This is a genomic window from Celeribacter halophilus (assembly GCF_900114135.1).
GTDB classification, from domain to species: Bacteria; Pseudomonadota; Alphaproteobacteria; order Rhodobacterales; family Rhodobacteraceae; genus Celeribacter; species Celeribacter halophilus.
In genome coordinates, this window is record NZ_FORY01000003.1 from 71922 (window position 1) to 97713 (window position 25792).

30 protein-coding genes and 1 tRNA gene are annotated in these 25792 nt (G+C 59.4%); 17 read left to right on the top strand and 14 right to left on the bottom strand.

Annotated features, from left to right (window positions below):
- Positions 1–13 precede the first annotated feature (13 nt).
- The gene (locus tag BM152_RS03495) at positions 14–925 is read left to right on the top strand and encodes a patatin-like phospholipase family protein (RefSeq protein WP_197418799.1); all 912 of its coding nucleotides are present in this window, start codon (positions 14–16) and stop codon (positions 923–925) included.
- On the opposite strand, the gene BM152_RS03500 is transcribed toward BM152_RS03495, so the two are convergent.
- Both BM152_RS03500 and serS read right to left on the bottom strand, forming a co-directional pair.
- Positions 903–1616 carry a hypothetical protein gene (locus BM152_RS03500; RefSeq protein ID WP_066607507.1) on the bottom strand — a complete coding sequence of 238 codons (714 nt, stop codon included), beginning with the start codon at positions 1614–1616 and terminating at the stop codon, positions 903–905. The genes BM152_RS03495 and BM152_RS03500 overlap by 23 nt on opposite strands.
- Before the next feature lie 88 nt (positions 1617–1704).
- Positions 1705–2997 (bottom strand): serine--tRNA ligase, encoded by a 1293-nt coding sequence (gene serS / locus BM152_RS03505; RefSeq protein ID WP_066607509.1) that lies wholly within the window; start codon positions 2995–2997, stop codon positions 1705–1707.
- 148 nt (positions 2998–3145) lie between these two features.
- Between serS and BM152_RS03510 the strand changes: the two genes are divergently transcribed.
- From BM152_RS03510 to BM152_RS03550, 9 genes are all read left to right on the top strand, one after another.
- Positions 3146–3544: a VOC family protein gene (locus BM152_RS03510; RefSeq protein WP_066607511.1), complete on the top strand. Its 399-nt coding sequence runs from the start codon at positions 3146–3148 to the stop codon at positions 3542–3544.
- Between the two features lie 136 nt (positions 3545–3680).
- On the top strand, positions 3681–4010 hold the full coding sequence (gene yajC / locus BM152_RS03515) for a preprotein translocase subunit YajC (RefSeq protein ID WP_066607513.1): 330 nt from the start codon (positions 3681–3683) through the stop codon (positions 4008–4010).
- 73 nt (positions 4011–4083) lie between these two features.
- Complete coding sequence (gene secD, locus BM152_RS03520; protein WP_066607516.1) at positions 4084–6711, top strand: protein translocase subunit SecD; 2628 nt, start codon at positions 4084–4086, stop codon at positions 6709–6711.
- An 89-nt stretch (positions 6712–6800) separates the two neighbouring features.
- Positions 6801–7154, top strand: a complete 354-nt coding sequence (locus tag BM152_RS03525; RefSeq protein ID WP_066607519.1) for an Mth938-like domain-containing protein — start codon at positions 6801–6803, stop codon at positions 7152–7154.
- Between the two features lie 44 nt (positions 7155–7198).
- Positions 7199–7819 carry a heme ABC exporter ATP-binding protein CcmA gene (gene ccmA, locus BM152_RS03530; RefSeq protein ID WP_066607521.1) on the top strand — a complete coding sequence of 207 codons (621 nt, stop codon included), beginning with the start codon at positions 7199–7201 and terminating at the stop codon, positions 7817–7819.
- On the top strand, positions 7816–8472 hold the full coding sequence (ccmB, locus tag BM152_RS03535) for a heme exporter protein CcmB (protein ID WP_066607524.1): 657 nt from the start codon (positions 7816–7818) through the stop codon (positions 8470–8472). Before ccmA ends, ccmB begins: the two co-directional genes overlap by 4 nt.
- A 57-nt stretch (positions 8473–8529) precedes the next feature.
- Complete coding sequence (locus BM152_RS03540; RefSeq protein WP_066607528.1) at positions 8530–9279, top strand: heme ABC transporter permease; 750 nt, start codon at positions 8530–8532, stop codon at positions 9277–9279.
- Positions 9272–9424 carry a heme exporter protein CcmD gene (gene ccmD / locus BM152_RS03545; protein WP_066607530.1) on the top strand — a complete coding sequence of 51 codons (153 nt, stop codon included), beginning with the start codon at positions 9272–9274 and terminating at the stop codon, positions 9422–9424. The genes BM152_RS03540 and ccmD overlap by 8 nt, the downstream gene beginning before the upstream one ends.
- Positions 9417–9956, top strand: a complete 540-nt coding sequence (locus tag BM152_RS03550; RefSeq protein WP_066607532.1) for a DsbE family thiol:disulfide interchange protein — start codon at positions 9417–9419, stop codon at positions 9954–9956. The genes ccmD and BM152_RS03550 overlap by 8 nt, the downstream gene beginning before the upstream one ends.
- Positions 9957–10234: 278 nt before the next feature.
- On the opposite strand, the gene BM152_RS03555 is transcribed toward BM152_RS03550, so the two are convergent.
- Positions 10235–11512, bottom strand: coding sequence for an O-acetylhomoserine aminocarboxypropyltransferase/cysteine synthase family protein (locus BM152_RS03555; protein WP_066607535.1), 1278 nt, complete (start codon positions 11510–11512; stop codon positions 10235–10237).
- Between the two features lie 351 nt (positions 11513–11863).
- On the opposite strand from BM152_RS03555, the gene arsC reads away from it, so the two are divergent.
- Both arsC and BM152_RS03565 read left to right on the top strand, forming a co-directional pair.
- Positions 11864–12205, top strand: coding sequence for an arsenate reductase (glutaredoxin) (gene arsC, locus BM152_RS03560; protein WP_170845854.1), 342 nt, complete (start codon positions 11864–11866; stop codon positions 12203–12205).
- Positions 12206–12312: 107 nt separating this feature from the next.
- Entirely contained in the window at positions 12313–12939 is a 627-nt protein-coding gene (locus BM152_RS03565; protein WP_066607537.1) for a flavin reductase family protein, read from the top strand.
- A gap of 2 nt (positions 12940–12941) precedes the next feature.
- Here the strand turns inward: BM152_RS03565 and BM152_RS03570 are convergent, their stop codons facing one another.
- From BM152_RS03570 to BM152_RS03580, 3 genes are all read right to left on the bottom strand, one after another.
- Positions 12942–13361 (bottom strand): DUF1284 domain-containing protein, encoded by a 420-nt coding sequence (locus tag BM152_RS03570; protein ID WP_066607539.1) that lies wholly within the window; start codon positions 13359–13361, stop codon positions 12942–12944.
- An 80-nt stretch (positions 13362–13441) separates the two neighbouring features.
- Positions 13442–14848 (bottom strand): type I glutamate--ammonia ligase, encoded by a 1407-nt coding sequence (gene glnA / locus BM152_RS03575; protein ID WP_066607541.1) that lies wholly within the window; start codon positions 14846–14848, stop codon positions 13442–13444.
- Between the two features lie 100 nt (positions 14849–14948).
- Positions 14949–15287 (bottom strand): P-II family nitrogen regulator, encoded by a 339-nt coding sequence (locus tag BM152_RS03580; protein ID WP_066607549.1) that lies wholly within the window; start codon positions 15285–15287, stop codon positions 14949–14951.
- A gap of 282 nt (positions 15288–15569) precedes the next feature.
- On the opposite strand from BM152_RS03580, the gene BM152_RS03585 reads away from it, so the two are divergent.
- Positions 15570–17129 carry a bifunctional ADP-dependent NAD(P)H-hydrate dehydratase/NAD(P)H-hydrate epimerase gene (locus BM152_RS03585; protein ID WP_066607552.1) on the top strand — a complete coding sequence of 520 codons (1560 nt, stop codon included), beginning with the start codon at positions 15570–15572 and terminating at the stop codon, positions 17127–17129.
- Positions 17130–17315: 186 nt separating this feature from the next.
- On the opposite strand, the gene BM152_RS03590 is transcribed toward BM152_RS03585, so the two are convergent.
- Positions 17316–17636, bottom strand: a complete 321-nt coding sequence (locus BM152_RS03590; protein WP_066607554.1) for a Hint domain-containing protein — start codon at positions 17634–17636, stop codon at positions 17316–17318.
- 170 nt (positions 17637–17806) lie between these two features.
- On the opposite strand from BM152_RS03590, the gene BM152_RS03595 reads away from it, so the two are divergent.
- Positions 17807–17891 (top strand) — tRNA-Leu (locus tag BM152_RS03595).
- 148 nt (positions 17892–18039) lie between these two features.
- Here the strand turns inward: BM152_RS03595 and BM152_RS03600 are convergent.
- The 3 genes from BM152_RS03600 to BM152_RS19185 all read right to left on the bottom strand — a co-directional run bounded on the left by BM152_RS03600 (position 18040) and on the right by BM152_RS19185 (position 20148).
- A complete protein-coding gene (locus BM152_RS03600; protein WP_066607557.1) occupies positions 18040–18762 on the bottom strand; it encodes a glycosyltransferase family 29 protein in 723 nt (240 codons plus the stop codon).
- 68 nt (positions 18763–18830) lie between these two features.
- Positions 18831–19625: a capsular polysaccharide export protein, LipB/KpsS family gene (locus BM152_RS03605; RefSeq protein ID WP_414835862.1), complete on the bottom strand. Its 795-nt coding sequence runs from the start codon at positions 19623–19625 to the stop codon at positions 18831–18833.
- Between the two features lie 367 nt (positions 19626–19992).
- Positions 19993–20148 carry a hypothetical protein gene (locus BM152_RS19185; RefSeq protein WP_156444379.1) on the bottom strand — a complete coding sequence of 52 codons (156 nt, stop codon included), beginning with the start codon at positions 20146–20148 and terminating at the stop codon, positions 19993–19995.
- Between the two features lie 234 nt (positions 20149–20382).
- Here BM152_RS19185 and tig point away from each other — a divergent pair, with 234 nt between their 5' ends.
- Positions 20383–21711, top strand: a complete 1329-nt coding sequence (gene tig, locus BM152_RS03610) for a trigger factor (protein ID WP_066607562.1) — start codon at positions 20383–20385, stop codon at positions 21709–21711.
- Between the two features lie 121 nt (positions 21712–21832).
- Here the strand turns inward: tig and BM152_RS03615 are convergent, their stop codons facing one another.
- The 4 genes from BM152_RS03615 to rpsF all read right to left on the bottom strand — a co-directional run bounded on the left by BM152_RS03615 (position 21833) and on the right by rpsF (position 23713).
- Complete coding sequence (locus BM152_RS03615) at positions 21833–22303, bottom strand: lytic transglycosylase domain-containing protein (protein ID WP_066607566.1); 471 nt, start codon at positions 22301–22303, stop codon at positions 21833–21835.
- Positions 22304–22474: 171 nt separating this feature from the next.
- Positions 22475–23092 carry a 50S ribosomal protein L9 gene (gene rplI / locus BM152_RS03620; protein WP_066607568.1) on the bottom strand — a complete coding sequence of 206 codons (618 nt, stop codon included), beginning with the start codon at positions 23090–23092 and terminating at the stop codon, positions 22475–22477.
- A gap of 12 nt (positions 23093–23104) precedes the next feature.
- On the bottom strand, positions 23105–23332 hold the full coding sequence (gene rpsR / locus BM152_RS03625) for a 30S ribosomal protein S18 (RefSeq protein WP_005852865.1): 228 nt from the start codon (positions 23330–23332) through the stop codon (positions 23105–23107).
- A 24-nt stretch (positions 23333–23356) separates the two neighbouring features.
- On the bottom strand, positions 23357–23713 hold the full coding sequence (rpsF, locus tag BM152_RS03630) for a 30S ribosomal protein S6 (RefSeq protein WP_066607571.1): 357 nt from the start codon (positions 23711–23713) through the stop codon (positions 23357–23359).
- A 324-nt stretch (positions 23714–24037) separates the two neighbouring features.
- Here rpsF and BM152_RS03635 point away from each other — a divergent pair, with 324 nt between their 5' ends.
- Complete coding sequence (locus tag BM152_RS03635) at positions 24038–24694, top strand: hypothetical protein (protein ID WP_066607574.1); 657 nt, start codon at positions 24038–24040, stop codon at positions 24692–24694.
- Positions 24695–24818: 124 nt separating this feature from the next.
- Positions 24819–25748 (top strand): ACP S-malonyltransferase, encoded by a 930-nt coding sequence (gene fabD / locus BM152_RS03640; protein WP_066607576.1) that lies wholly within the window; start codon positions 24819–24821, stop codon positions 25746–25748.
- The last annotated feature ends 44 nt before the right edge of the window (positions 25749–25792 follow it).

The window sequence follows — 25792 nt, forward strand, 5'->3', positions numbered from 1 at the left end:
ATAGGAGATGCGCATGTCCAGACGCCCGAAAATCGGATTGGCTTTGGGCTCGGGCGGTGCGCGTGGCTATTGCCATATCGGCGTCTTGCGGACGCTGGAGGAGATGGGCATCCGCCCCGATGTGATCGCGGGCTGCTCTATGGGCGCTTTGGTCGGAGCCGCCTATGCGGGCGGGCGGCTTGATCCGCTGGAAGACTGGGCGCGGGCACTGACCCGCCGGTCCTTCCTTGCGATGGTGGACCTGCGGTTCTCCCATGGCGGGCTGGTGCAGGGCCGCGAAATCATGACGCTGCTCGACCGCCTTGAACTGCCGAAGGCCATCAGCGATCTTGACCGTCCCTTTGCCGCCGTGGCTACCGATATGGAGAGCGGGCGCGAGGTCTGGTTGCAAAAGGGGGCGTTGAATATGGCTGTGCGCGCCTCTGTGGCTTTGCCGGGCATCATTTCACCGCTGTATCACGAGGGCACTTGGTTGCTCGATGGCGGGATGGTTAATCCCGTGCCCGTGTCCCTTGCCCGCGCGATGGGGGCGGATGTGGTGATTGCCGTGAATCCCAATGCCAAGCTCGACGGCACATTCTGGCGTGCTCCTGAGGTTGGGCATGAGGATCAGAGCGGTGGTTTCCTGAGCCTTCAGGAGCGCTTGCCGGAGGCGCTCAAAGGGCTGTGGCCGAGAGGCAATGGCGGCGGTGGTGAGACACCGCCAGCGCCGGGATATATTGATGTGCTGGCCGCGTCGATCAACATCATGACCGAACATATCCGGCGGGCTCGTATGGCTGGCGAGCCGCCGCAGGTGCTCTTGTCTGCCGATCTCACCGATATGACCGTGTTGGATTTTTATGAGGCCGACAGGGCCATCGCGGACGGGGTGCGCATGGTGGGCGAGAATGAATCCGTGATCAGGCGGTTGTGCGGGGTGTGACAAAGGCTTTGAGGGCGAGGGCGGTCAACACCGCCGCGCCCAGAGCGGCCAGTGCCGCAACGCCCCATTCCGTGCCCCAGTTTTTCACCACAATGGCGACGAGCGCCCAAGCGGTGCCCAGAGGGAACAGCGGGGCGTCAGGGCGCAGGCGGCACCCGTAAAGCGCCACGGCCAGAGCGCCCGCAATACAGAGATAGGCCCAACCCACAGCGCCGAAGACAATCCCGTAACCCGCGCCGATATAGCCCAGCGAGGCAAAGGAGGCGGCGGTGAGCCAGCCCGCGAACAGAGCCACGGGCGCACGGGCCAGCCACGGGTCCAGAACGGGCGCGCGGGTCATGGCGACAATGGCGAGGGCCAGCATCATGAAGATCATCACTGTGGCGATGACTGGGTTCATCGTGGCGACGGTGAGCCACGGTGTGCCAATGGCCAGCGCGAGGATCAGGGGCGGGCGCATCGGGGACCAATCTTCTGCGTCATGGCGTTTGAACAGTCCGATCGCGGCAGAGATGATCAGCCAGAGGTAGATCACGCCCCAGATGGAAAAGGCATAGCCCGCCGGACCGACAGGAGCATTGCCCTGCGGAATCGGAAAGGCATCGGGATCATAGCCCCGAAAATCCGGCGCCAGAAGCGGCCCCGCGATGGCAAACCCCAAAGCGGCGAGGAGCTGTAGGCTGGCGGTCATGCGATATCTGTTCATGCCCCCAAGTTAGAACGAAAAACGGCGCCGTAAAGGGCGCCGTTCTTTTGAGTATTTATGGCAGCAAAGGAGATCAGGCCAGTGTGCCTTCGGCTGTGAGTGTCAGCTTGCCGCGCAGATAGGGCGAGAGTGCCTCGGGCAGGGTGACGGAGCCATCCGCGTTCTGGCCGTTTTCCAGCACCGCAATGAGGCAGCGCCCGACCGCAAGGCCCGACCCGTTGAGCGTATGCACGAATTCCGGCTTGCCGCCCTCTTTGGGTTTGAAGCGCGCGTTCATGCGGCGGGCCTGAAAATCGCCACAGGTGGAGACCGAGGAAATCTCGCGATATTTGTCCTGACCGGGCAGCCAGACCTCGATGTCATGGGTGCGTTTCGCGCCAAAGCCGATGTCGCCGGAACAGAGGTTCACCGTGCGATAGGGTAGGTTCAGGGCTTCGAGAATGTTTTGCGCCTGTGTGGTCATGCGGGCGTGTTCGGCCTCGCTCTGGTCGGGGCGGGTGATGGAGACCATTTCGACTTTTTCAAACTGGTGCTGACGCAACATGCCGGAGGTGTCACGGCCCGCGCTGCCCGCTTCGGAACGGAAACACTGCGTGTCGGCCACATAGCGGCGGGGCAGGGTGTCTTCATCCACGGTGACATTGTTGACGATGTTGGTCAGCGTCACCTCTGCGGTGGGGATGAGCCACCAGCCGTCGGTGGTTTTGTAGCTGTCCTCGCCGAATTTCGGAAGCTGCCCTGTGCCGTAGAGCATTTCTTCGCGCACCAGCACGGGCGTCATGGTTTCGGTCAGTCCGTGATTGTCCACATGGGTGTCGATCATGAACTGGGCCAGCGCCCGATGGATGCGTGCCACAGCGCCAGAGAGGATCACGAAGCGCGCACCGGAGATTTTAGCCGCCGTTTCGAAATCCATGCCGGCTTTGACGCCTTTGATCTCGTAATGCTCTTTCGGCGTGAAATCGAAAGCCGCGGGCGTGCCCCAGCGGTGGATCTCGACATTGTCATCTTCATTCGCGCCTTCGGGCACGTCGTCATACATGACATTGGGCAGCGACATCAGAAGCTCTGTGAGCCGCGCGTCTTCTTCCTTGGCCTCGTCATTGAGGCGGGCAACTTCGGCTTTTTTGTCGGCAACCAGCGCACGCAGGCGCTCGAATTCGGCCTCGTCGCCTTTGGCCTTGGCCGCGCCCACGAGTTTGGAGGCTTTGTTCTGTTCGGCCTTGGCATCTTCGGCGGCACCGATCTTGGCGCGGCGGGCAGCATCGATGGCGAGGACTTCGGAGGAGACCCCGGACAAGCCGCGGCGGCTCATGGCAGCGTCGAACGCTTCGGGATTTTCGCGAATGGCCTTGATGTCATGCATCGGTCTGGTCCTCGGTTGGTTGGTTTGGGCGAGGTTATGCAACAGGGAAAGAGTGGAGGGAAGGGGGATTTCGGTTAATCTCCCATGCCCTCTTGCCCTTGGGGCCTGTTGGTCACATGTAACAGGAAACGAAGACAATGAGGACTCCATGCCAGCGAAAGCCATTCATTCCTGTATCCGTGTCTTAGACGAAGCGCGCTCTGTTGCGTTTTATGAGGAGGCCTTTGGGCTCACCGTGGCCGACAAGCTCGACTTCCCCGATTTCACACTGATCTATATGTCGAACCCGCTCTCGGCGTTCGAGCTTGAGTTGACCATCAACAAGGGCACGACCGAGCCCTATGATCTGGGCAACGGCTACGGGCATTTCGCGGTGTCGGTGGAGGATCTGGAGGTCGAACATGCGCGGATGGAGGCGGCGGGGCTCGCCCCCGGCAAGATTGTCGATTTCGCGCCTGCCGGAACCCGCGTGGCGAAGTTCTTTTTCATCACCGATCCCGACGGTTACAAGATCGAAGTGATCGAGCGCGGCGGGCGGTTTTTGTGAGAGTAAACAGACAGCGCTAACAGTGCCGTGAAAGCGCGGCCCGCTTGCTGGACAAGGGGCAAAGCCCGCTATAGGGTGCGCGGCGACTTCAAGGGGTGGCGAGGGGCCGCTCCGTTTGACAATAAAGGACCAACAGATGTTCGTGACCCCCGCCTATGCGCAGGCCGCCGGAGGTGCCGCTGGCAACCCGATCATGCAATTCCTGCCGCTGATCCTGATCTTTGCGATCATGTATTTCCTGATGATCCGTCCTCAGCAAAAGAAGATGAAAGAGCATCGTGCGATGATTGAAGCCGTGCGTCGTGGTGACGAGGTCGTGACCGCAGGCGGCATCATGGGCAAGGTTGCCAAGGTGCGCGAAGATGGTTTCGTCGATGTCGAGATTGCAGATGGCGTGAAAGTCAAAGTGCAAAAAGCGACGCTTGCCAGCGTCGTGTCGAAAACCGAACCAGCCGCGGACGCGTAAGCGCCCGCTCTGATACTTCCAAGGCCCGCTTTGATGCGGGCCTTTCCCTTTCAAGACGTCTCAGGACCTGCTCATGTTGCAAATGCCTCTTTGGAAACGGATCGTCATTTGGGGCCTTGTGGCCCTTGGCCTTCTGGCCGCGCTCCCCAACGCTTTTTACCCTCGTGTCGAGGGGCACAACGATGCGATCGCTGCCATCGAGAAGGCCGGTGAGACGCCGGAACGTGCTGCGGCCCGTGATGCATGGCCGTCTTTCCTGCCGTCCTCTCTGGTGAATCTGGGGCTGGACCTGCGCGGGGGCGCGCATCTTCTGGGTGAGGTGGACGTGGCCGAGGTCTATGCCTCGCGCATGGATGCCTATTGGCCGGAAGTGCGTGATGCGCTGCGTGACGAACGCGACACGGTGGGCACGATTCGTCGTCTTGATGCGCCTGACGGGCAGCTTCGGGTGCGGATCTCCAATCCCGAGGGCATGGAAACTGCGCTGGCCGCTGTGCGTGCGCTTGGCACATCTGTGGTGTCTCTGACCTCTGCGGGTGAAAAGGATATCGACGTTTCGGCCACCGGTGATGTGATCACTGTGCAACTCTCCGAGGCGGAGAAAGCCGCGACAGACGACCGCACGATGCAGCAGTCTCTGGAGATCATCCGCCGCCGTGTGGACGAAGTGGGCACACGCGAGCCGACGATCCAGCGTCAGGGCGAGAATCGCATTCTCATTCAGGTGCCGGGGATTGGCTCTGCCGCCGAGTTGAAATCGCTGATCGGGACCACCGCACAGTTGACCTTTAACCCTGTTGTGGGCCGCACGACAAATCCTGACGAAAACCCCGGTGCGCGCAACTTTATCGCGCCGTCGATCAATGAGCCGGGCATCTATTACATTCTCGAACAATCCGCAGTGGTCACCGGTGACGAGCTGACCGACAGCCAGCCCGCCTTTGATCAGAACGGCCGGCCCTCTGTGACCTTCCGCTTCAACCCCACGGGTGCGCGCAAGTTCGGCGAATACACCGCCGCCAATGTCGGGGCGCTGTTTGCGATCGTTCTGGATGACGAAGTGATCTCCGCGCCGCGCATTCAGGACGCGATCCGTGGCGGCTCCGGTCAGATCACAGGATCTTTCACGGTCGAGGAATCGACCGAACTGGCCGTGTTGCTGCGTGCGGGGGCCTTGCCAGCCAAGATCAACTTCCTCGAAGAACGGACCATCGGGCCGGAGCTCGGGGCGGACAGTATCGAAGCGGGCCGGATTGCCACCACAGTCGCCTTTGTTGCCGTGCTGGTCTTCATGGGCGCGGCCTACAGCCTGTTTGGCATGTTCGCCAATATTGCCCTCATCATCAACGTGGCGCTTCTGTTCGGCCTGTTGTCCGCTATCGGAGCGACGCTGACCCTACCGGGTATTGCGGGGATCGTGTTGACCGTGGGGATGGCGGTGGATGCCAATGTGCTGATTTTCGAGCGTATCCGAGAGGAGTTGAAAAACTCCAAATCCGTGGGCCGTGCTATCGAGCTTGGCTATGAAAAAGCGCTGTCGGCCATTATCGACGCCAACATCACCACGTTTATCACAGCGGCGATCCTCTTTGTCATGGGCTCCGGTCCGGTCAAAGGCTTTGCCGTAACGCTGGCCTTGGGGCTGATCACGTCGGTTTTCACCGCGATCTATGTGACCCGTGCCATGGTTGTGGCGTGGTATGGCCGGAAGAACCGTAAAGGCTGGATGCTCAAGGGCGTGAGCCTCGTGCCGTCGGAAACCACGTTTGATTTCTTCAAGACCCAGAAATTCACCTTTGGCTTCTCCGGCGCACTGGTTGTGGCGGCGGTTGTGGCCTTCTTTGCGATGGGGCTGAATTTCGGCATCGACTTCAAAGGCGGCACGACGATTCGGACCCAATCGGAAAGCGCCGTGGACGTGGGCGATTATCGTGTGGCTCTGGAAGGTCTGGAACTGGGCGATGTGTCGATCACCGAAGTGTTTGATCCGAATTTCGAAGAGAACCAGCACGTCGCTATGGTCCGCATTCAGGCTCAGGACGATGTGGAGGCGATCACGCCGGAAACCGTGCAACTGGTCGAGAAGGCGCTGCAAGAGGTAGATCCCTCGATCACCTTTCCATCGGTCGAATCTGTGGGGCCGAAAGTCTCTGGCGAGCTGATCTGGACCGCCGTGGAGGCCGTGGCTGCCGCCATTGCTGCCGTGCTGTTCTACATCTGGCTGCGCTTTGAGTGGCAGTTTGCGGTCGGGGCCGTGGTGGCGTTGGTCCACGATGTTGCCATCACCATCGGGATATTCGCGCTCTTCGGTATCCAGTTCGACCTCACGATCATCGCGGCCCTGCTGACCATTGTGGGCTATTCGCTCAACGATACAGTGGTGGTGTTTGACCGCGTGCGCGAAAACCTGCGCCGCTACAAGAAGCTCGACCTTGCGCAGGTGTTGAACATGTCGATCAACGAGACGCTGTCGCGCACGGTCATGACCTCCGGCACCACGCTGATCGCGCTGATCGCGTTGTTGGTGCTGGGCGGTGATGTGATCCGCGGGTTCGTCTTTGCCATGACCTTGGGTGTTGTGGTCGGGACGTGGTCTTCGGTCTTTGTGGCCTCGACCGTGCTCTTGTGGTTCGGTGTCAAACGGGACTGGGACAAGAAAGAGCCGGCCAAGGGCATCCAGACCGACGGCAGCGCGGTTTGACGCGCGGCTGCGCAAGAGTATTTTAAGCACAAAGGAAAGGCCTGCGACGCGGGCCTTTTCGCGATTCGGGACCGAGGAGGCGAGACCCCATGCAATTCAATGAAATGCCCTTCGAAGACGCAGTGCCGGTTGATGGCTACGGGCCGAATATGTTCCGGATCGGCGGTAAGGCCTATGAAGGTGCAATGCTGGTTTGTGGCGAGAAGATCCTACCATGGGGCGGCTATGCTGATGTGGCCTCGCTGGTCGAACTGCGCGAGTTGATCGATATTATCGTGATCGGCACGGGGCCGGAGATGACCCATCTTCCGAAAGCGTTCCGCGAGGCGCTGGAGGCCGCCGAAATCGGACTTGAGCCGATGGCGACGCCGACAGCGGCGCGGACCTATAATGTTCTGGCCTCGGAAGGACGACGTGTCGCGGTAGCACTGCTTCCGGTTTGATCCGTGTCAGATCAAAATACTAGAATCGCTATAAACAGGGCCACATGAGTTTGATTTCTGTAAAAGACCTGACCGTCTCGCGTGGCGGGATGCCTGTTCTGGAGGGGCTGGAATTTTCCGTCTCCTCTGGCGAGGTGCTTGTTCTGCGCGGGCCGAACGGGTCCGGCAAGACCACGCTGCTGCGCACGCTTGCGGGGCTGCAACCTCCCTATGCGGGCGTGGTTTCTGTGGATCCGGACACGGTGGCCTATGCGGCCCATGCGGACGGGGTGAAGGCGACCCTGAGCGTAGCGGAGAACCTTGCCTTTTGGGCCGGGGTCTACGGCGGGCAGGAGATTGCAGAGGCGCTTTTGCATTTCAACCTCGACGCGCTGCGCGACCGTCCGGCGGGCAACCTGTCGGCGGGGCAGAAGCGGCGGCTGGGCCTTGCGCGGCTGATGGTAACAGGCCGTCCGGTCTGGGTGCTTGACGAGCCGACCGTGTCGCTGGACGCTGCCTCTGTGGCGCTGTTTGCTTCGGCGGTCAAAGCCCATGTGGCAGCTGGCGGTGCGGCGGTGATTGCGACCCATATCGATCTCGGGTTCGAGGAACGTGTTTTCGATGTGGGCCCTTACAAGGCCCGCATGGATGTGGTGCGTGACGATTTTGACGAGGCGTTCCTATGATCCGGCTGCTGTGGCGTGACATCACTCTAGCGTTTCGCTCGGGCGGGGGCTTCGGCCTTGGCCTCGGGTTCTTCCTGATCCTTGTGACACTGGTGCCCTTTGGCGTCGGTCCCGAAGGCGACATGCTCAGTGCGATTGCGCCGGGCATCCTCTGGGTCGGGGCGTTGCTGGCCTGTCTGTTGTCACTGGACCGGATCTTTGCGCTGGATTTCGAAGATGGTTCACTGGACCTGCTGACCACGGCACCGATCCCGCTGGAGGGCGTTGTCGCGGTCAAGGCGCTGGCGCATTGGATCACCACGGGGCTGCCTCTGGTGATCGCGGCCCCGGCGCTCGGTTTTCTGCTGCATCTGGAGAGCACGGCCTATCGCTGGATGATCGTGACGCTGTTGATTGGCACACCAGCGCTGTCCTTTATCGGGTCGTTTGGTGCGGCGCTGACCGTGGGGTTGAAACGCGGGGGGCTGCTGATGAGCCTGCTGGTCCTGCCGCTCTATATCCCGACCCTGATTTTCGGGGCCGAGGTGGTGCGGCGCGGCGCAGGGGGCTTTCTGGTCGGCACGCCTCTGGCTATGCAGGCGGGCATTACACTGGGGGCTGTGGCCTTGCTGCCTTTTGCGAGCGCGGCGGCCATTCGGGTCGCTTTAAGGTGAGTTGAGAACAGGCGTGTTTGCCCCTAGGCTTGCGCGCGTCGAGAGGAGAGACAGCATATGGCCATCAACTGGAACGCCTTTTGGGAATGGGCCAATCCACGCAAGTTCATGTGGTGGACCGACCGTGCCTTGCCCGTGATTGCCATTCTGGCGGCGGTTATTTTTGTGATTGGTCTGGTCTGGGGCTTTTTCCTGACCCCTGACGACTATCGCCAAGGTGCGACGGTCAAGATTTTCTACATCCATGTGCCCTCCGCGATGATGGCGATCAACATCTGGGCGATGATGCTGGTGGCCTCGCTGATCTGGATCGTGCGGCGGCACCATGTGTCTGCGCTGGCCGCCAAATCCGCCGCTGCGATCGGCATGACCATGACGCTCATCGCCCTCATTACGGGCGCGGTCTGGGGCAAGCCGATGTGGGGCACCTATTGGGAATGGGACCCGCGGCTCACCTCTTTCCTGATCCTGCTGCTGTTCTACATCGGCTATATGGCGCTTTGGGAAGCCATCGAAGATCCCGATACGGCTGCCGACCTGACCTCGGCGCTCTGCCTTGTCGGTTCCGTCTTTGCCCTGCTGTCGCGTTATGCTGTTCTCTTTTGGAATCAAGGGCTTCACCAAGGGGCCTCGCTGTCGCTTGATGCCGAGGAAAACGTGGCGGATGTCTATTGGTATCCGGCCTTGGTGGCGATTGCGGGCTTTGTTTTGTTGTTTGTTGCGCTGGTGCTCTTGCGCACCCGCACGGAAATCCGCGCGCGGCGTTTGCACGCGTTGGAAATGCGCGAAAGGGTTAAGAATGCCTGATCTTGGAAAATATGCGGGGGATGTCCTGATGGCCTACGGGGTGACTTTCCTGCTTCTGGCGGGGCTGATCTGGCGCTCTTTGGCGCGGTCGGCCAAGGTGAAACGGCAATTGAAAGCGGCTGAGGAGCGGAAATCCCATGGCTAAAATCAACCCACTTATGGCGCTGCCGCTGGTCATCGCGGCGGGGTTTATTGCTCTGGTCACATATGGCATGGCCCGCGAAGATGCGGAGCAGTTGCCCAGTTCGCAAATCGGCCGGGAGGCACCGTCGATTGCCTCTGTCACCCCGTTTGAGGGTAAGGAGCCGCTCACCGACGGGATGCTACGCGAAGGCGGCGTGAAGCTGGTCAACTATTGGGCCTCTTGGTGCGCGCCGTGCCGTGCCGAACATCCGCAGCTTGAAACCCTCGCCAAGGAGGGGGTGACGATCTACGGTATCAATTATAAAGACGAAGCCTCCAACGCGCTGAAATTTCTGGATGATCTGGGCAATCCCTACACGGCCATTGCCCAAGACGAACCGGGACGCACGGCGCTGGAATGGGGCGTGTATGGTGTGCCGGAGACCTATATTCTCGATGCTGAAGGGCACATCGCCTACCGGTTTGCCGGTCCGATCACGGTTGAGATCATGGAGAAATATATCAAGCCTGAGATTGCCAAAGCGGCTCAATAAGCTGTGGGGATGAGTCCAAGCGGCAGTTAGGAAAATAGACCAATGGATATTTGGTCTCTTACTGACGCTTTTGGGATTTCTAACCTGTTAAGGTTAATCTGATTAAGGTTAACGCGTGTGAAAAGGCTGACACGCGTGCGGGTGTCTGAACGGGGGTGACATCCGTCATGTTCACGGTTCTACGGCGTTGCCCATCCTGTGCCGTGTATCGCGTGACATATTTCAAAAGAAAACCCGCCGGTAGTCCGGCGGGTTTTGTCGTTCTTTTGCAGAGCAGATTAGCTCAATGCCTGATCCAGATCGGCGATCAGATCGTTCACATCCTCAATCCCGACGGAGAGGCGCAGGATGTTCGGACCTGCACCGGCCTTGATCTGGTCTTCCGGCGCGAGTTGACGGTGGGTCGTCGAGGCCGGATGGATCACCAGAGAACGCGTGTCGCCAAGGTTTGCCACATGGGAAAACAGCTTGAGCTTCGAGACGGTCTCCACACAGGCATCATATCCGCCTTTGAGCGCCACGGTGAACAGCGACCCGGCGCCACGCGGACAGACCCGCGTCATGCGATCATAGTAGCGGGAGGTGGGGAGGCCGGAATAGGTCACCGCCTCGATCCGCTCGTCACCTTCGAGCCAGCCGGCAATCTCGCGCGCGTTCTGGACGTGTTTTTGCATCCGCAGGCTGAGTGTCTCGATCCCCATGAGCGTATAATGCGCTGCCTGCGGGTTGAGCGTCATGCCCAGATCGCGCAGTCCCACGGCGATGCCGTGGAAGGTAAAGGCCATCGGGCCGAACACTTCATGGAAATTCAGCCCGTGATAGGCGGGTTCCGGTTCGGAGAGCGACGGGAATTTTCCCGAAGCGGACCAGTCGAACGTGCCGCTGTCCACGATGCAGCCGCCGGTCACGGTGCCATTGCCCGTGAGGAATTTGGTCAGCGAATGCACCACCAAGGTCGCGCCGTGTTCAATGGGTTTGCACAGGTAAGGCGTGGCCGATGTGTTGTCCACGATCAGCGGAATACCCGCCTGTTTGGCGATCTCACCGATGGCATCAAGGTCCATGATGGCCCCTGACGGGTTGGCGAGGCTTTCGCAGAACACCGCCTGCGTGTCGTCGTCAATCGCGTCGCGGATGGCGTCGAAATCGTCGAAATCGACGAATTTTGCCGACCAGCCAAAGCGTTTGAAGGTCTGGGTGAACTGGGTGAGCGTGCCACCGTAAAGACGGGTCGAGGCCACGATGTTCTTGCCCGGAGCCATGAGCGGGAAGAGCGCCATGATCTGCGCGGCATGGCCGGAGGAGCAACAGACCGCCCCTGCGCCGCCTTCGAGGGCAGCCATGCGGTTTTGCAAGGCGGCCACTGTCGGGTTGGTCAGCCGCGAGTAGATGTAGCCGACCTCTTCGAGATTAAAGAGCCGCGCCGCATGGTCGGCATCTTTGAACACATAGGCCGTGGTTTGGTAAATCGGCACCTGACGCGCACCGGTTGCGGGGTCCGGTTCGGTCCCCGCATGAACCTGTATCGTGTCAAAGCCTTGTTTTCTATCGGACATTCTATCCTCCCGTTCGCATATTCCCTGTGACATTATGCGCGGGCGGCTGCGCATTCAACAGGAAGACTGCGCATAGAGAATATGAGGGCGGCTCATAGTGCGGCAAGCAAGGCGAGGCGATCTTATCCCGCATAGATCAAAAGCGCGAAAAACGACATGAGGAGCAGGAGTTCCCTGAGTGGAAGCGGGATGTGTGGCTGGATATGTTTCATGCCCACAGAGGTAGAGCGTAGAGGTTAAGCAAAACTCATCAACGCGCCCGCAAAGCCGGAAACACTTTGTTTCCGTTTTGTTCTTGTTGTCTGTCCCACGTCAACAGCGCAGTTTGCAAGGGTCTGAGAGGTGCCAGAGATGATGAAGATTTACCACAATCCCCGCTGTTCCAAATCCCGCGAAACGCTCAAGTTGATCGAGGCGGAAGGGATCACCCCCGAGGTGGTGCTCTATCTTGAAACGCCGGTGTCGCGAGAGAAGCTCGCGGAATTCGTGCGCCGCTCCGGTTTGCCCGCCAGCGCCTTTTTGCGTGCGAAGGAGGCGGAGGCCAAGGCTATGGGCATTACAGCCAAATCCGATCCCGAGACGATCCTTGACGCGATTGCCGCGCATCCGCGTTTGATGGAGCGCCCTGTGGTCGAGACCGACAAGGGGGTGGCGCTAGGGCGTCCGCCGGAAGCGGTCAAGGATGTGTTGTGAGGTGGCGCTCATGAAGTGCCGCGCAACCTATTGATATAGATTGGTCTTGCGCAATCAACTTGGCCTCAGGGGATTGCGAAAGACGTTCAAACCGTCCGGAGACCTCAATGCAGTTCGACTTCACCACACTTCCCGCCCGCGACCGCTACAGGTTGCTTACGAATTTCGTCGGACCGCGCCCCATCGCCTTGGTGACCACGGTGAATCCGGACGGGACACATAACGCGGCCCCGATGTCGTTTTTCAATGTGATGTCCTCGGAACCGCCGCTTTTGGTGCTGGGGATCGCCTCAAAGCCGGAGCAGGAAAAGGACACCGCCGCCAATATCCGGCGCGCGGGCGAGTTTGCCATTCACATGGTGGATCGGGCGCTGTCGGAGGCCATGCTGGTGGCGGGGTTGGCAGTGCCGTCGGGCGTGGATGAGCTGGCGCTGGCGGGGGTGGAGACGGAGCCTTGCACCGCGATTGCCGCGCCGCGCATCACGGGCGCATCCTGTGTGTTCGAATGTCGGACCGAGCGCCTGCTCGACTGGCCGAACCGCGTTCTGGTGATCGGTGAGGTGGTCCAGATGCATGTCCGCCGTGATTGTCTGGACGATGCGGGCCGGTATGTGAATCCCGAGGTGTATCAACCAATTGCGCGGCTGCATGGTGACAATTATGTGGGCTCCGAAGATCAATTCGTGCTGACCGCGCCGCCGCTGGAGGATGTGTTCAAGGGGGAGGGCGGTTAAGCTTAGGCGAGTTTGACGCCCTGAAATCCGCCTGCGGCCACCTGCGTGCAAAGTGCTGACCAGTTGCATCCGGTGCAGGCGCTGCGGATGTCTCCGGTCGCAAAACCGGTTCTGAGCGTTACGCGCCTGTTTGCGGTAAGCGTGAGACGCGTGCCGCTTGTAATGGTCATGCCCAAAACTCGCCCCACATCACGCGCGGCGCAGGCATCGCGGGAGATGACCGAGCCCCCGTGGCAATGTTCCGCAAGATCACAGGCAATCGGCGCGCAAATATCGTCAGGCCCCTCCGTCATGGCGATCTCTTCGCCTGCACTCAGCCGTGCAGTGATCCGGTCGTAATTTTTCACGAAATCCGGTGAATAGCCTTTGCCCACATAGGTGAGCAGACAAAGCAGATGGTGAGGGCGTAGCGTAACGGTCATGGCGCGTAGCTACACACAGGCGCGGACAAAAGAAAAGGGCCCCTGAAGGAGCCCTTTCCAATTCTGAAAACCGCTGCCGATTAGCAGGAGTAGTAGAGTTTGTACTCGACCGGGTGCGGAGTGTGTTCGTAGGCGTAAACCTCTTCCCACTTGAGATCCATGTAGCCCGCGATCTGGTCTTTGGTGAACACGTCGCCTGCGGTGAGGAAGTCCATGTCTTTTTCCAGCTCTTCGAGCGCTTCACGCAGCGAGGCGCAAACGGTCGGGATCTCGGCCAGTTCTTCCGGCGGCAGATCGTAGAGGTCTTTGTCGGACGCCGACCCCGGATCGATCTTGTTCTTGATGCCGTCGAGACCGGCCATCAGGAGCGCTGCGAAGCACAGGTAGGGGTTTGCGCTCGGGTCGGGGAAGCGGGCTTCCACACGTTTTGCCTTGGGCGATTCGGCCCACGGAATACGCACACAACCGGAGCGGTTACGTGCGGAGTAGGCGCGCAGAACCGGAGCTTCAAAGCCCGGGATCAGGCGTTTGTAGGAGTTCGTGGACGGGTTGGTGAAGGCATTGAGCGCTTTCGCGTGCTTCAGGATACCGCCGATGAACCACAGGGCTTCGTCGGAGAGATCGGCATATTTGTCGCCGGCAAAGAGCGGCTTGCCGTCTTTCCAGATGGACATGTTCACGTGCATGCCGGTGCCGTTGTCGCCTGCGATCGGTTTCGGCATGAAGGTTGCCGATTTGCCGTAGGCCTGTGCCACGTTGTGGATCACATATTTGTATTTCTGCAGGTGGTCGGCTTGTTCGGTCAATGTGCCGAAGATCAGGCCAAGCTCGTGCTGACAGGAGGCAACCTCGTGGTGGTGCTTGTCCACTTTCATGCCCATGTTGGCCATGGTGGTGAGCATTTCACCGCGGATGTCCTGACCGTCGTCGATCGGGTTGACGGGGAAATAGCCGCCTTTGACGCCCGGACGGTGGCCGGTGTTGCCCATTTCATATTCGGTGTCGGTGTTCCAGGAGGCGTCCAGAGCGTCCACTTCGTAGGACACTTTGTTCATCTCGACGGAGTAGCGCACGTCGTCGAACAGGAAGAATTCAGCTTCCGGACCGCAGAAGAACTGGTCGCCGATGCCGGAGGACTTGAGGTAAGCCTCGGCGCGTTGCGCACAGCCGCGCGGGTCACGCTCGTAGGATTCGCCAGTGTCGGGCTCAACCACGGTGCAATGCACGCAGAGGGTTTTCTCGGCGTAGAACGGGTCGATGTAGGCCGAAGCCGGATCCGGGATCAGTTTCATGTCGGATTCGTCGATGGACTTCCAACCAGCGATGGAGGAACCGTCAAACATGAAGCCGTCTTCGAAGAAATCTTCGTCCACTTCCGTGTGGCGCAGCGTCACGTGTTGCAGCTTGCCGCGCGGATCGGTGAACCGCACGTCTACATATTGGACGTCTTCGTCCTTCATGGTCTTGAGAACGTCTTGGATGCTCATTTTTGACCTAGTCCTTTTCGTTAAGAAATTGTGTTGTGGCGAATGGCGCGCTGCGATGGAGGCCGGTTAGGGGCCGTCGGCTGCGCGCCCTGCGCCTTGCTCAAAGCGCGTCTTGACCGGACTCGCCTGTTCTGATGCGGATCGCTTGTTCCACGGGAGACACGAAAATCTTTCCGTCGCCGATCTTGTCTGTCTTCGCGGCTGTCACGATGGCCTCGATGGCTTCGTCCACCTGATCTGCGCTCAACACGACCTCGATTTTCACTTTCGGCAGGAAGTCTACAACGTATTCCGCGCCGCGGTACAGTTCTGTGTGCCCTTTCTGGCGCCCGAACCCCTTCACTTCGACAACGGAAAGGCCTTGCACGCCGATTTCTTGCAGCGCTTCTTTCACTTCGTCGAGCTTGAAGGGCTTGATGATCGCTTCGATCTTTTTCATGGACCTTCGACTCCCTTAATTCCATTCGTAAACTGTGAGATCATTTCTCTTATCCGGTCACAATCGACTCGGCAGATGCAGCGAGATGTGCCCACAGGATTTGCATGTTGTTGCACAATATTTAATCTAACGGGATTCAAAATGTGCGCTTTGAAAACTCATGCGGCAAAAAGCGTCATTTGGCGAGGTCTTGATCAATGTTTGTGCAAGCTGAGAGCCGGGCCGCTTGATATTGTCCACCCCGCGCACTCCATTTATCCTGCAAGATGAGGAAGGTGACCCATGGCTGAACTTCTGACCAGTGCACAAATGCGTGCCGCCGAACAGGCAGCGATGGCCTCGGGCGCGGTGACGGGGCTGGATCTGATGGAACGCGCGGGGCAGGGCGTTGTGAATGCCGCTCTGGGTGCGTGGCCGGAACTGGCGCATAGCTCATATAAAGCGGTCGTCCTTTGTGGTCCCGGCAACAATGGCGGCGACGGTTTCGTTATTGCCCGACTGTTGAAGCAGCGCGGTTGGGACGTGGAGGTCTTTCTCTACGGCACGCCAGAAAAACTCCCGCCGGATGCCAGAACGAATTATGAGAGATGGCAAGCCTTAGGCGACGTGGCCGGTTTTGTCGATCTGTGTGTCGGACAGATCGAGAGCTGTGATCTCGTGATCGACGCGCTTTTCGGCACGGGGCTCACGCGTCCGATCCCCGCCGTGATGGCCGCTGTGGCGCAGGGTCTCGCACATCCGAACGGGGCCGCACGACGGGTGGCGGTGGATTTGCCCACGGGGCTGTGTTCGGATTCGGGTCGCATCCTTGGGGACGACCCAAGCGCGGTCTTCCCAAGCGATCTGACCGTGAGTTTTCATTCTCTGAAGCAGGGGCATGTTCTGGGGCAGGGGGCGGAGATATGCGGTCAGGTCGCGGTTGCGGATATCGGTTTGAATGCGGTGGGCGAGACCTTGCGGGCGGGCATGCAGGATGGCCCAGCCGTCACGCTCTATGATGAACCGCACCGTTCTGCTCTCGCCAAGCAGGGCTTCGGCCATAAATACAACCACGGCCACGCTCTGATCCTCACCGGTCCCTCAGGCAAAACCGGTGCCGCCCGTCTCGCCGCCCGCGCCGCTCTGCGCGTGGGGACGGGGCTCGTCACGCTCGGCACGCCGCATGAGGCCGTCACAGAGGTCGCCGCCCAGATCACCGCGCTCATGCTGATCGAAATCGACACGCCGGACCTGCTCACCCGCGTGCTCTCCGACCCGCGCCTCAATGCGTTGTGTTTCGGGCCGGGGTTCGGTGTCGCGCGGGCAGGGGCGTTTCTACCCGCTGTTCTGGCGTCCCGACGCGCGACTGTGCTCGATGCCGATGCGCTGACCGCTTTGGCCCAGAGCGACTCCGGTTTCGCGAACCTGCATGAAAACTGTGTGCTGACCCCGCATGCGGGCGAGTTCAAACGCCTCTTTCCCGACCTTGCCGCGCGCCTTGCCGAGCCGCCTCTGACTGGCCCCGCCTATAGTAAGGTCGATGCCACGCGCTCTGCGGCCCAACGCGCAGGTTGCACCGTGTTGTTCAAAGGACCGGACACGGTGATCGCAAGTCCTGACGGCCAATGCTCGGTCAGCGCCGCAGTTTATGAACGCGCTGCGCCGTGGCTTGCCACCGCTGGCGCGGGAGATGTGCTTGCAGGCCTGATTGCAGGCCTGATGGCGCGTGGCTTTCCCCCGCATCAGGCAGCTGAAATTGCGGCATGGCTCCACGTCGAGGCTGCGCGCAGCTTTGGTCCGGGGCTGATTGCCGAAGACCTCCCCGAAACCCTCCCCAAAGTGCTGCGCGGGCTAAGTCTCTAAAGCGCTTCACGAAAAGCCTGAACTGTGCATCGCTTCTGTCGGCGTCCGCGCAAGGCTCCTGCCGTGTGAACTGTGTGCGTTTCCTTTGTGCCCCAAATACTCAAATCAAAAGCGCCCCTTGAAAAGCCGCTTTTAAAGGGGCGTATCGCCATCAATATGCCGAGTAGGGGAAAGTAAGCGGTGAAATCAGGCGGCGAAGGGCTGACCCGTTTCGCTCATCACCATCACACCATCGGCATAGATGACTTCCTCACGCGCAAAACTCAGTTTGAATCGCTTCGGCGCGGGCGTGTCGATGTTCAGAACCTGACGCATCCCCGCCCGCGTGATCACCCGATCACCCGGCTCAAGATATTCGACCGGCAGCAGCCCGTCGGCGGTCAATACTTTCGACCCAAGGGGCAAGCCCTTGTCATAATTCGGAAAAATGTCTCGCACGCAGAGCTTGCGGGACGGACCGCGCCCGTCGCTATGCTCATGATCGTGCCCGCTGCCTTTATAGGTCATGTCAGGGCCTCTGGATAAGTCTGCCTCAAATTGTGACCCAGAATATGTTATTTTTATGTTAGCGAACAGGATTTTCTTGGGCGCGGATGGGCGGGTCCGTAAATTTGGTCCGTGAAACTGTACGATTGCCCCTTTTCCTCATCCGCGCGTTTTGCTATCTGCACCGCCACGCGGGTGTGGCGAAATTGGTAGACGCACCAGATTTAGGTTCTGGCGCCGCAAGGCGTGGGGGTTCAAGTCCCTCCACCCGCACCATATTATCTATTTGATATCAGGTCATAATTTTCCGAAAGAGATCATGGGGCGTTTCCGCCGCGACCGGCTTTTGAAATGTAGGCGGAAATCTCAAATCGATAATGCGCGGGGTTGCGTGCGTCGGTATTTCTTTTAGGGTTCATTTCTCTTACCCCTCAATCCCGCTTTCCAACGCGTTTTTGACGCCCGATCCCAGAGTGAGGTCACAACCATTGTCCGCGCTTGTGCGGAACAGGGCTTTTGCGGCGTCTTTTTCTCTGACCGGACGATGGCTCCATGCTTTTCCTTTGCGGGCATAGGCTTTCATCTTGGCAAGCGCGGAGGCGTCGTCGGAGATTTGGTCGTTGTACCCGGGGATGTAGGCTGTCTGGAAAAAAGTGAAACCGGCGACGTGCAGTCTTGAGAGTTTCTGTTCACAGAGCAGGGCCAGAATGGCAAAGCCGGTGCTGGGCCGTGCGCCGTTGAGATGTTTTGAGAGGCGTTTGACGCGGTCGGGAGTGATGATAAAGACCTTCGGGCGGGTTTTATAGGACCCGATGTGCAGGATATGCCGGATCACACGGTGAAAATCGTGCCATTTCCCCCAGATCAGAACCACATTTTCAACGCCCGAGGCTTTGAACCGCTCTTCTGTATAGTGTCCGGCCAGTTCGCCGGGGCGGTTCCCGACGATGTTGCGCACATAGGTGTCGAAACCGGCAAGCGGCCCGTCTTCGAGCATCACCGGAGTTTCGATGGCACGGTTGAGGCAGATGACATGATCGAATTCCGAGACGGACACCCCCGCCATATCCGAAGGTGCAGAAGAGGCCGGCCCGATCAGACAGACCTTTTTCTGCGCAAAGTCGGGTGGTGAAAAGCGAAAATACATGGGGTGTTTATCCTTTTCGGAAGTCGGCGCGCGGCCAAAGCATCTGGAAGCCATTCGGGGGCAGGGGCCTAGAGCGTGGCCAGAATAGCATCCCTGTCCCGATCCCTCTGCCGGACTTGTTCAGGGCCATAGGTTCCGTCGAGCACGTCCTGCTCCATAGGGTAGTAGTCCTCGCACAGGTAACTCATAAACGCATTGCGCAAGTCCTGACAGAATGTGAGGTCTTCCGGCTTTGTCAGGATGTCAGACAGGTCGGACGGACCGTTCACTTTCGTAGCCAGTTTGTCGAAACAGTAGAAGGCCTGCCCCAGCACAATGACGGGTTTGTTGAAGAAAAAGGCTTGTAGCCCGACCGAGGAATTGACGTTCAGCACGGCATGGGAAAGCGCGATCTGATCCATCGTATTGGTGGCATTGTCGACGCGAAACTTGTCGCTCTCCAGCGCGGAGAGCTTGTCCAGGAAGGAGATTTTCGAGGAGGGATGTTCCTTGATCCTCAGATGCCAGCCGTCGGGCAGATGCTGACTCGCCGCCTTAAGGTGGTCGATCATCTCCTCGACCGATTTGATCCAGTCGCCATAGATCGTGATCTGGCTGTCGCGGGGCACTTGCAGCGGGCAAAAGATGAACCGCTCCTGCGCCAGTTCGGAAGGGGCTTCTTCGGAGCGAATGTCATCACGTTTGTCGGCTGAACGCGGCACAATCTGTCTGCCAACTTCGCGCCACGCCTCCGGATTGACCCCGCGGGTTTTGAGCCAAGCCGTGTAAAAGGCCGGATCGCGCGGAAGGGAGCTTCCGAAATTGACCCCGTTTCTGTCGATCGTGAGCCGTTTGGGGAGCGGGGCTTCTTCAAAATAGAACACCTCCCGCCCGAGTTCTCGGGCGGCATGGACGAGCAAGCTTCGCTGACCTTTGATGCCATTCCAGATGACGACACTTGCGGACGGGTAATGCTGGAGCAGCGCCTTATACCCGCGATAGCGCCGCGCAAGAGACGCCCGTTTCAGCGCCCGCCCGAGGCGCGTTTTTCGGGGACGGCCATCTGTATCGGTCGCCTCGTCCAAGATGTCTGCAGAAGGCCGTTCTCCGCCAAACCACAACCGTGCATCGGTCCCGTCCCCCCAAGTCCGACGCGTAATCCTGCGCACGGATGCTTCAGATTCGGCAAAGGCCGTCAGAATAGCGGATACGCGCCGGTTGCCATGCATGTAGACCATAAAATCAATATCGTCAGACATAGCCCCCACCTTTCACAAGTCTTTCAGCGGCACGCATTGTTTCGGAAAACGGCTCATCACCCATAACAGCAAAACAGCCGTAATGCCCGCCCGGTGACGTGTCATTGAAAATCGCCACGCGTTTGGGGCGGTGTGAGCTCTGCGTCATGCTGGTTATCCGTTCTGCTGTAGCGTGTGATCTCATTCTTTGAGCGAAATTTCAATCATGGAGCTGGGGTTTGCGGTTTGCGCCCAGCTTCGCTCGCCTGTGGATGCGGAGAATGGCCGGATAGGGGCGGATTCGCCTTGCGCGGCAGGGATTCTGCCCCTAGAACGTCCCTGATTTACAGGGTCGCGGTCCAGCGGCCTGTTGAGACGTAAGAACGTAATAAAGGACGCCAAGATGCAGGTCACCGAGACCCTGAACGAAGGTCTGAAGCGCGGCTATCAGATCACCATCACCGCCGCCGAGCTTGACGACAAAGTCAATGCCAAGCTCAAGGAGGCCCAGCCCGAAGTCGAAATGAAGGGTTTCCGTAAAGGCAAAGTGCCGATGGCGCTCCTTAAGAAACAGTTCGGCCCGCGCGTTCTGGGCGAAGCCATGCAGGAAGCTGTCGATGGCGCGATGAACGAGCATTTCGAGAAGACCGGCGACAAACCTGCGCTGCAACCCGAAGTGAAAATGGACGCTGGCGAAGAGTGGAAAGAGGGCGACGATGTTGTCGTCACCATGACCTACGAAGCTCTGCCGCAAATCCCCGAAGCCGACCTGTCCTCCGTGACGCTTGAAAAGCTGGTGGTGAAAGCCTCCGCTGACGAGATCGAAGACGCTTTGAAAAACCTCGCGGCCACCGCGCAGAACTTCGAAGACAAAGACGGCGCGGCCGAAGATGGCGATCAGGTTGTGATCGACTTCCTCGGTAAGGTCGACGGCGAAGCCTTTGATGGTGGTGCTGCCGAAGATTATCCGCTCGTTCTGGGCTCCGGTTCCTTCATTCCGGGCTTTGAAGAGCAGCTCGTGGGCGTGAAAGCCGGCGACGAGAAAAACGTCGAAGTCAAATTCCCCGAGGAATACGGCGCCGAGAACCTTGCAGGCAAAGACGCTGTCTTCGAATGCAAGATCAAAGCGGTGAAAGCACCTGCCGACGCTGAAATCGACGACGAACTGGCCAAGAAATTCGGCGCCGAAGACCTCGCCGCGCTGAAATCCCAGATCGCGGAACGTCTCGAAGCCGAATATGCCGGTGCTGCTCGCGCTGTGATGAAACGCGGTCTTCTCGACCAGCTGGATGGCAAAGTCTCCTTCGACCTGCCGCCGAGCCTCGTTGAAGCCGAAGCCAAGCAGATCGCGCATCAGCTGTGGCATGAGGAAAACCCGAATGTCGAAGGCCACGACCATCCGGAAATCGAAGTGACCGACGAGCATAACACGCTGGCTGAACGCCGCGTGCGCCTCGGTCTCCTGCTGGCCGACATCGGTCAGAAGCAAGAGATTCAGGTCACCGACGCCGAGTTCACCCAAGCGGTCATGACGCAAGCGCGTCAATACCCGGGTCAGGAGCGTCAGTTCTTTGAATTCGTTCAGCAAAACCCGCAAATGCGTCAGCAGATCCAAGCGCCGCTGTTCGAAGACAAAGTGGTGGATTACATCGCTGAAAACGCTCAGCTGACCGAAAAAGAGGTCACGAAAGAAGAGCTGGAAAAAGCTGTCGAAAGCCTCGACGACGAATAAGTGCCGAAGCGGCGGGCCTTTTAGGTCTGCCGCTTACGGTCTCGCCAAAGAGCGAGGGACAGAAGGCCGCTCCAGTGATGGGGCGGCCTTTTTATGGATATTCAAGGTGGGGCGCGAAGCCTTAGCTGCGCAGGCCGGTCTCGTATAACAGGCCCTTCTTCTTGGCCTCGTAATAATAGCCCCGCGCATACCAGCGCATCGCCTCGTCAATATCCCCATCCGCCACGATATACGCCCCGCGCAGGTATTTTCCCGCGTATTTCAGGTTCACATCCGGATCCAGAAGCTCCTTTGCCGGACCGCGATGCCCCATGGTGCGCGCGGTTTGCGGCAGGATTTGCAGCAAGCCCCAATAGGGCCCATTGCGCGCCCAAGGGCGGTGGGTGCTTTCGCGCACCGCCTGACGGTGGATCAACTCGCGCGGGATTTCGTAGTAATCCGCCCATTTGTTGATCAGCGCGCGCAGTTCGGGCGTTTCATTAGGATAGAGCGGTGGGTTGAAGCCCCGCGAGGCCTCGGGCTTTGCTCCGCAAGCGGTGAGGCTCAGAGCCGAGAGGGAAGACAGGAGGAACATGCGACGGGGCAGGGACATAAGCAGCACTCATATGATTTCGATTCAGAGACACTCACCACGCAGCGCACGGTTTGCCAAGCCCGTCCTCGGCACTGGGCGGAATTCCGCGTTTCCTTTGTGCCATAAATACTCATAAAAAAAAGCCCCGCCGCGAGGGCAGGGCTTTCGCTTTTTTCAAAGCAGGGAAGATTACTCTTCGCTGGCATCTTCCGGCGTGTCGACCACTTCGGCCAGATCATCGTCGTCGGAGGCCGCGGACCCGATATCGTCGAAGAGTTCGGCGATTTCGAATTCGGCTTGTGCTTCGGCTTCTGCAGCAAGTTCCTGAATGGATTTGCCTTCGGCCTGAAGCTCGGCTTCCTCGGTGGAACGGGCCACGTTGAGGATGATCGTTGCTTCGACTTCCGGGTGCAGCAGGACATGCACTTCGTGCAGGCCGAGGTCTTTGATCGGCGCTTTGAGTGCAACCTGTTTGCGATCCACGGAGAAGCCGTTTTCGGTCGCTGCATCTGCGGCGTCACGGGTGGTGACGGAACCGTAGAGTGCACCGGAATCGGATGCGGAACGAATCACAACGAATTGCTCGCCGTCCAGTTTGACTGCCAGAGCTTCGGCCTCTTTTTTGGTTTCGAGGTTGCGAGCTTCAAGCTGTGCTTTTTGCGCTTCGAAAGCTTTGATGTTTGCCTCGGAGGCACGCAGCGCTTTTTCCTGCGGGAGCAGGAAGTTGCGTGCGTAACCGTCTTTGACGGAAACAACATCGCCCATTTGGCCCAGTTTGGCCACGCGTTCGAGAAGGATAACGTCCATTGGATTTACTCCTTACTTAACGGCGTAGGGCAGCAGGGCGAGGAAACGGGCACGTTTGATGGCGCGAGCCAGCTCACGCTGTTTCTTCGCAGAGACTGCAGTGATACGGGACGGAACGATTTTGCCGCGCTCGGAGATGTAGCGCTGCAGAAGACGGGTGTCTTTGTAATCGATCGCGGGTGCATTGTCGCCGGAGAACGGGCAGACTTTGCGGCGGCGGAAAAACGGTTTAGCGGCCATGTGTTAGGTCCTTTCCAAACAAAATCAGTTGCGACGCGGACGGCGGTCTTCGCGCTCGTCACGTTTTTGCATCTGCACGGAGGGACCTTCGGCGTGTTCGTCGACCTTGATGGTCAGAACGCGCATCACGTCGTCATGCAGGCGCATCAGGCGTTCCATTTCCTGCACGGCACCCGACGGAGCGTCGGTGCGCAGGAAGGCGTAGTGGCCCTTACGGTTCTTGTTGATCTTGTAGGCCATCGTTTTGACGCCCCAGTACTCGCTATCGACGAGTTTACCGCCGTTGTCGGCGAGGACGGTGCCAAAATGTTCGATGAGACCTTCGGCCTGCGCGTTGGACAGATCCTGACGCGCAATGAAGACATGCTCGTAAAGCGGCATGGGTGCTCCAGTTCATTTCAAGCGCATTTCATAGGACGGGCAATTCGGCCTTTCGCGGCCCGACCACGAGAGACTGCGCGGTTCATAAGTGTCTTGCGAAAGGATGTGCCCTTATACGCATCTGTGCTTTTGGTTCAAGTCCCAAATCCCCGGATGGTTTACGGAGGCTTAAAGCTGTCTGTGCGCGGCGCAAGAGGAACGGCGAGAGGCCAAATGTGTCGTGGAAAACGCCTTCGCGCAAAAATTCCGTCACAGAGCCACATTCCCGCCCAGATTAACCAACATGAAAGCCTCAGGATGAGACGAAAATAAGGAGAGAAGACAATGCCCTTGTCTTCCGATCTGGAGGCGCACCCTCGCGGGGCGTCTCTGCGCGGGCGCAACACCATCGTGCGGAGCGAAACCGGCTGGGGCTATTGTCTCATGTGCGGTGACGGGGCGGATAAGACCTGCGCCCGTGTCGAACTTGTCCTGCGCTGGCTGTCTTTCCTGTGTTTTCTTCTGATGGCGGGGCTGTGGCTCTGGCCCGGATCTAGCTTCGCTCCCGCTCTTCTGGGGATCAAACTGGGCCTGTCGATTGCTCTGGGTGGTGCGGGGCTGGTGCTCGGGCATTTTTCCGAGCGGGGATTGCGCCGCGAAGTCCAGATCGACCAGAAACGTAAACAGCTCCGGATAGTCTGGCGCAACCGCCACGGGCAGACGCGGCTGCACACGGTCATAGGGTTTGACGAAATTGGGTCGATCTTTCTGCGCAGGAGCCAGACACCCGTCCGCAAAACCCATATGGACCTGCGTTTCGGGGCACAGGGAGAGACCGTAACGCTGTTCGAGGGGGATGAAGCTGTCTTGCGCGAGCTGTGGCGGGATCTCAATGTGGATTTGCACGCGGACGAGCTTGCACCCGCCCCAAAGCCGTTTGCCCGCACGGGGGAGGCTACGCCGAAATCTCCGCTCAAGGTTCTGCCACGCGCCTTGCGCTAAGAGAGCTGTGGGACGGGCGGAGGTCTCATCCAGTCGTGCCTTTCGCACAGGTCAGGCTTGCCGCTTGCGCGCGGGACCGTTAGACCGTCCCCGATAGACAGACATATGATGTGGAGGGGCGAGCATGACGCGCGCATTCGTTTTCCCGGGGCAGGGCGCCCAGACCATTGGGATGGGCAAGGCGCTGGCCGAAGCCTACCCTGCGGCCAAGGCCGTGTTTGACGAAGTTGATGAAGCGCTTGGCGAAAGCCTGTCCGCGCTGATCTGGGAGGGCGAGGCCGAGGCGCTGACGCTCACCCAAAACGCCCAGCCTGCGCTGATGGCGACCTCTCTGGCCGCAATGCGGGCGCTTGAGGCCGAGGGATTCGCGGTCACGGACGCGGCTTTTGTGGCCGGACACAGCTTGGGCGAATATTCCGCTCTGGCCGCAGCAGGGGCCCTGAGCATCTCTGACACGGCCCGCCTGTTGCGCACCCGTGGCGAGGCGATGCAAAAAGCCGTGCCTGTTGGTGTCGGCGCGATGGCCGCGCTTTTGGGACTGGATTTTGCGACCGTGACAGAGGTGGCCAAAGAGGCCGCGCAGGGTCAGGTCTGCCAAGCCGCCAATGACAATGATCCCGGTCAGGTTGTGGTCTCCGGCCACAAGGAAGCCGTGGAGCGTGCGGTCGAGATTGCCAAGGCCCGGGGTGCAAAACGCGCTGTGATCCTGCCGGTCTCCGCTCCGTTCCATTGTGCCTTGATGGCCCCTGCGGCGGATGTGATGGCCGAGGCGCTGGACGATGTGGAAATCACCTCGCCCGTCGTGCCGTTGGTTGCCAATGTGCGTGCGAGTGCTGTGACCGATCCGGCGCTGATCCGCTCTTTGCTGGTGGAACAGGTGACTGGCTCCGTGCGCTGGCGCGAATCCGTGGGCTTCATGGCGGAACAGGGCGTCACGGAAATCTGGGAAATCGGCGCGGGCAAGGCGCTTTCGGGCATGGTGCGTCGCATCGAACGTTCGATTACCTGCACCGCGATCGGCACGCCGGACGACATCGCAAAACTGAAAGGGTAAGGGCGCAGCCCTCGTCGCGCCCGACACCGGTGCGGCTCACCCGC

Bases quoted from the DNA above. Each gene is read 5' to 3' on its own strand.
- BM152_RS03565 (WP_066607537.1), top strand. From the start codon at position 12,313: ATGCAGTTCGACTTCACCACACTTCCCGCCCGCGACCGCTACAGGTTG.
- ccmB (WP_066607524.1), top strand. From the start codon at position 7,816: ATGATCCGGCTGCTGTGGCGTGACATCACTCTAGCGTTTCGCTCGGGC.
- BM152_RS03580 (WP_066607549.1), bottom strand. From the start codon at position 15,287: ATGAAAAAGATCGAAGCGATCATCAAGCCCTTCAAGCTCGACGAAGTG.
- yajC (WP_066607513.1), top strand. From the start codon at position 3,681: ATGTTCGTGACCCCCGCCTATGCGCAGGCCGCCGGAGGTGCCGCTGGC.
- arsC (WP_170845854.1), top strand. From the start codon at position 11,864: ATGATGAAGATTTACCACAATCCCCGCTGTTCCAAATCCCGCGAAACG.
- BM152_RS03615 (WP_066607566.1), bottom strand. From the start codon at position 22,303: ATGTCCCTGCCCCGTCGCATGTTCCTCCTGTCTTCCCTCTCGGCTCTG.
- BM152_RS03540 (WP_066607528.1), top strand. From the start codon at position 8,530: ATGGCCATCAACTGGAACGCCTTTTGGGAATGGGCCAATCCACGCAAG.
- BM152_RS03525 (WP_066607519.1), top strand. From the start codon at position 6,801: ATGCAATTCAATGAAATGCCCTTCGAAGACGCAGTGCCGGTTGATGGC.
- BM152_RS03600 (WP_066607557.1), bottom strand. From the start codon at position 18,762: ATGTATTTTCGCTTTTCACCACCCGACTTTGCGCAGAAAAAGGTCTGT.
- BM152_RS19185 (WP_156444379.1), bottom strand. From the start codon at position 20,148: ATGACGCAGAGCTCACACCGCCCCAAACGCGTGGCGATTTTCAATGAC.
- BM152_RS03555 (WP_066607535.1), bottom strand. From the start codon at position 11,512: ATGTCCGATAGAAAACAAGGCTTTGACACGATACAGGTTCATGCGGGG.
- BM152_RS03590 (WP_066607554.1), bottom strand. From the start codon at position 17,636: ATGACCTATAAAGGCAGCGGGCACGATCATGAGCATAGCGACGGGCGC.
- BM152_RS03635 (WP_066607574.1), top strand. From the start codon at position 24,038: ATGCCCTTGTCTTCCGATCTGGAGGCGCACCCTCGCGGGGCGTCTCTG.
- ccmA (WP_066607521.1), top strand. From the start codon at position 7,199: ATGAGTTTGATTTCTGTAAAAGACCTGACCGTCTCGCGTGGCGGGATG.
- BM152_RS03510 (WP_066607511.1), top strand. From the start codon at position 3,146: ATGCCAGCGAAAGCCATTCATTCCTGTATCCGTGTCTTAGACGAAGCG.
- rpsF (WP_066607571.1), bottom strand. From the start codon at position 23,713: ATGCCGCTTTACGAGCATGTCTTCATTGCGCGTCAGGATCTGTCCAAC.
- rplI (WP_066607568.1), bottom strand. From the start codon at position 23,092: ATGGACGTTATCCTTCTCGAACGCGTGGCCAAACTGGGCCAAATGGGC.
- fabD (WP_066607576.1), top strand. From the start codon at position 24,819: ATGACGCGCGCATTCGTTTTCCCGGGGCAGGGCGCCCAGACCATTGGG.
- serS (WP_066607509.1), bottom strand. From the start codon at position 2,997: ATGCATGACATCAAGGCCATTCGCGAAAATCCCGAAGCGTTCGACGCT.
- BM152_RS03500 (WP_066607507.1), bottom strand. From the start codon at position 1,616: ATGACCGCCAGCCTACAGCTCCTCGCCGCTTTGGGGTTTGCCATCGCG.
- tig (WP_066607562.1), top strand. From the start codon at position 20,383: ATGCAGGTCACCGAGACCCTGAACGAAGGTCTGAAGCGCGGCTATCAG.
- BM152_RS03570 (WP_066607539.1), bottom strand. From the start codon at position 13,361: ATGACCGTTACGCTACGCCCTCACCATCTGCTTTGTCTGCTCACCTAT.
- ccmD (WP_066607530.1), top strand. From the start codon at position 9,272: ATGCCTGATCTTGGAAAATATGCGGGGGATGTCCTGATGGCCTACGGG.
- BM152_RS03585 (WP_066607552.1), top strand. From the start codon at position 15,570: ATGGCTGAACTTCTGACCAGTGCACAAATGCGTGCCGCCGAACAGGCA.
- BM152_RS03495 (WP_197418799.1), top strand. From the start codon at position 14: ATGTCCAGACGCCCGAAAATCGGATTGGCTTTGGGCTCGGGCGGTGCG.
- secD (WP_066607516.1), top strand. From the start codon at position 4,084: ATGTTGCAAATGCCTCTTTGGAAACGGATCGTCATTTGGGGCCTTGTG.
- rpsR (WP_005852865.1), bottom strand. From the start codon at position 23,332: ATGGCCGCTAAACCGTTTTTCCGCCGCCGCAAAGTCTGCCCGTTCTCC.
- BM152_RS03550 (WP_066607532.1), top strand. From the start codon at position 9,417: ATGGCTAAAATCAACCCACTTATGGCGCTGCCGCTGGTCATCGCGGCG.
- glnA (WP_066607541.1), bottom strand. From the start codon at position 14,848: ATGAGCATCCAAGACGTTCTCAAGACCATGAAGGACGAAGACGTCCAA.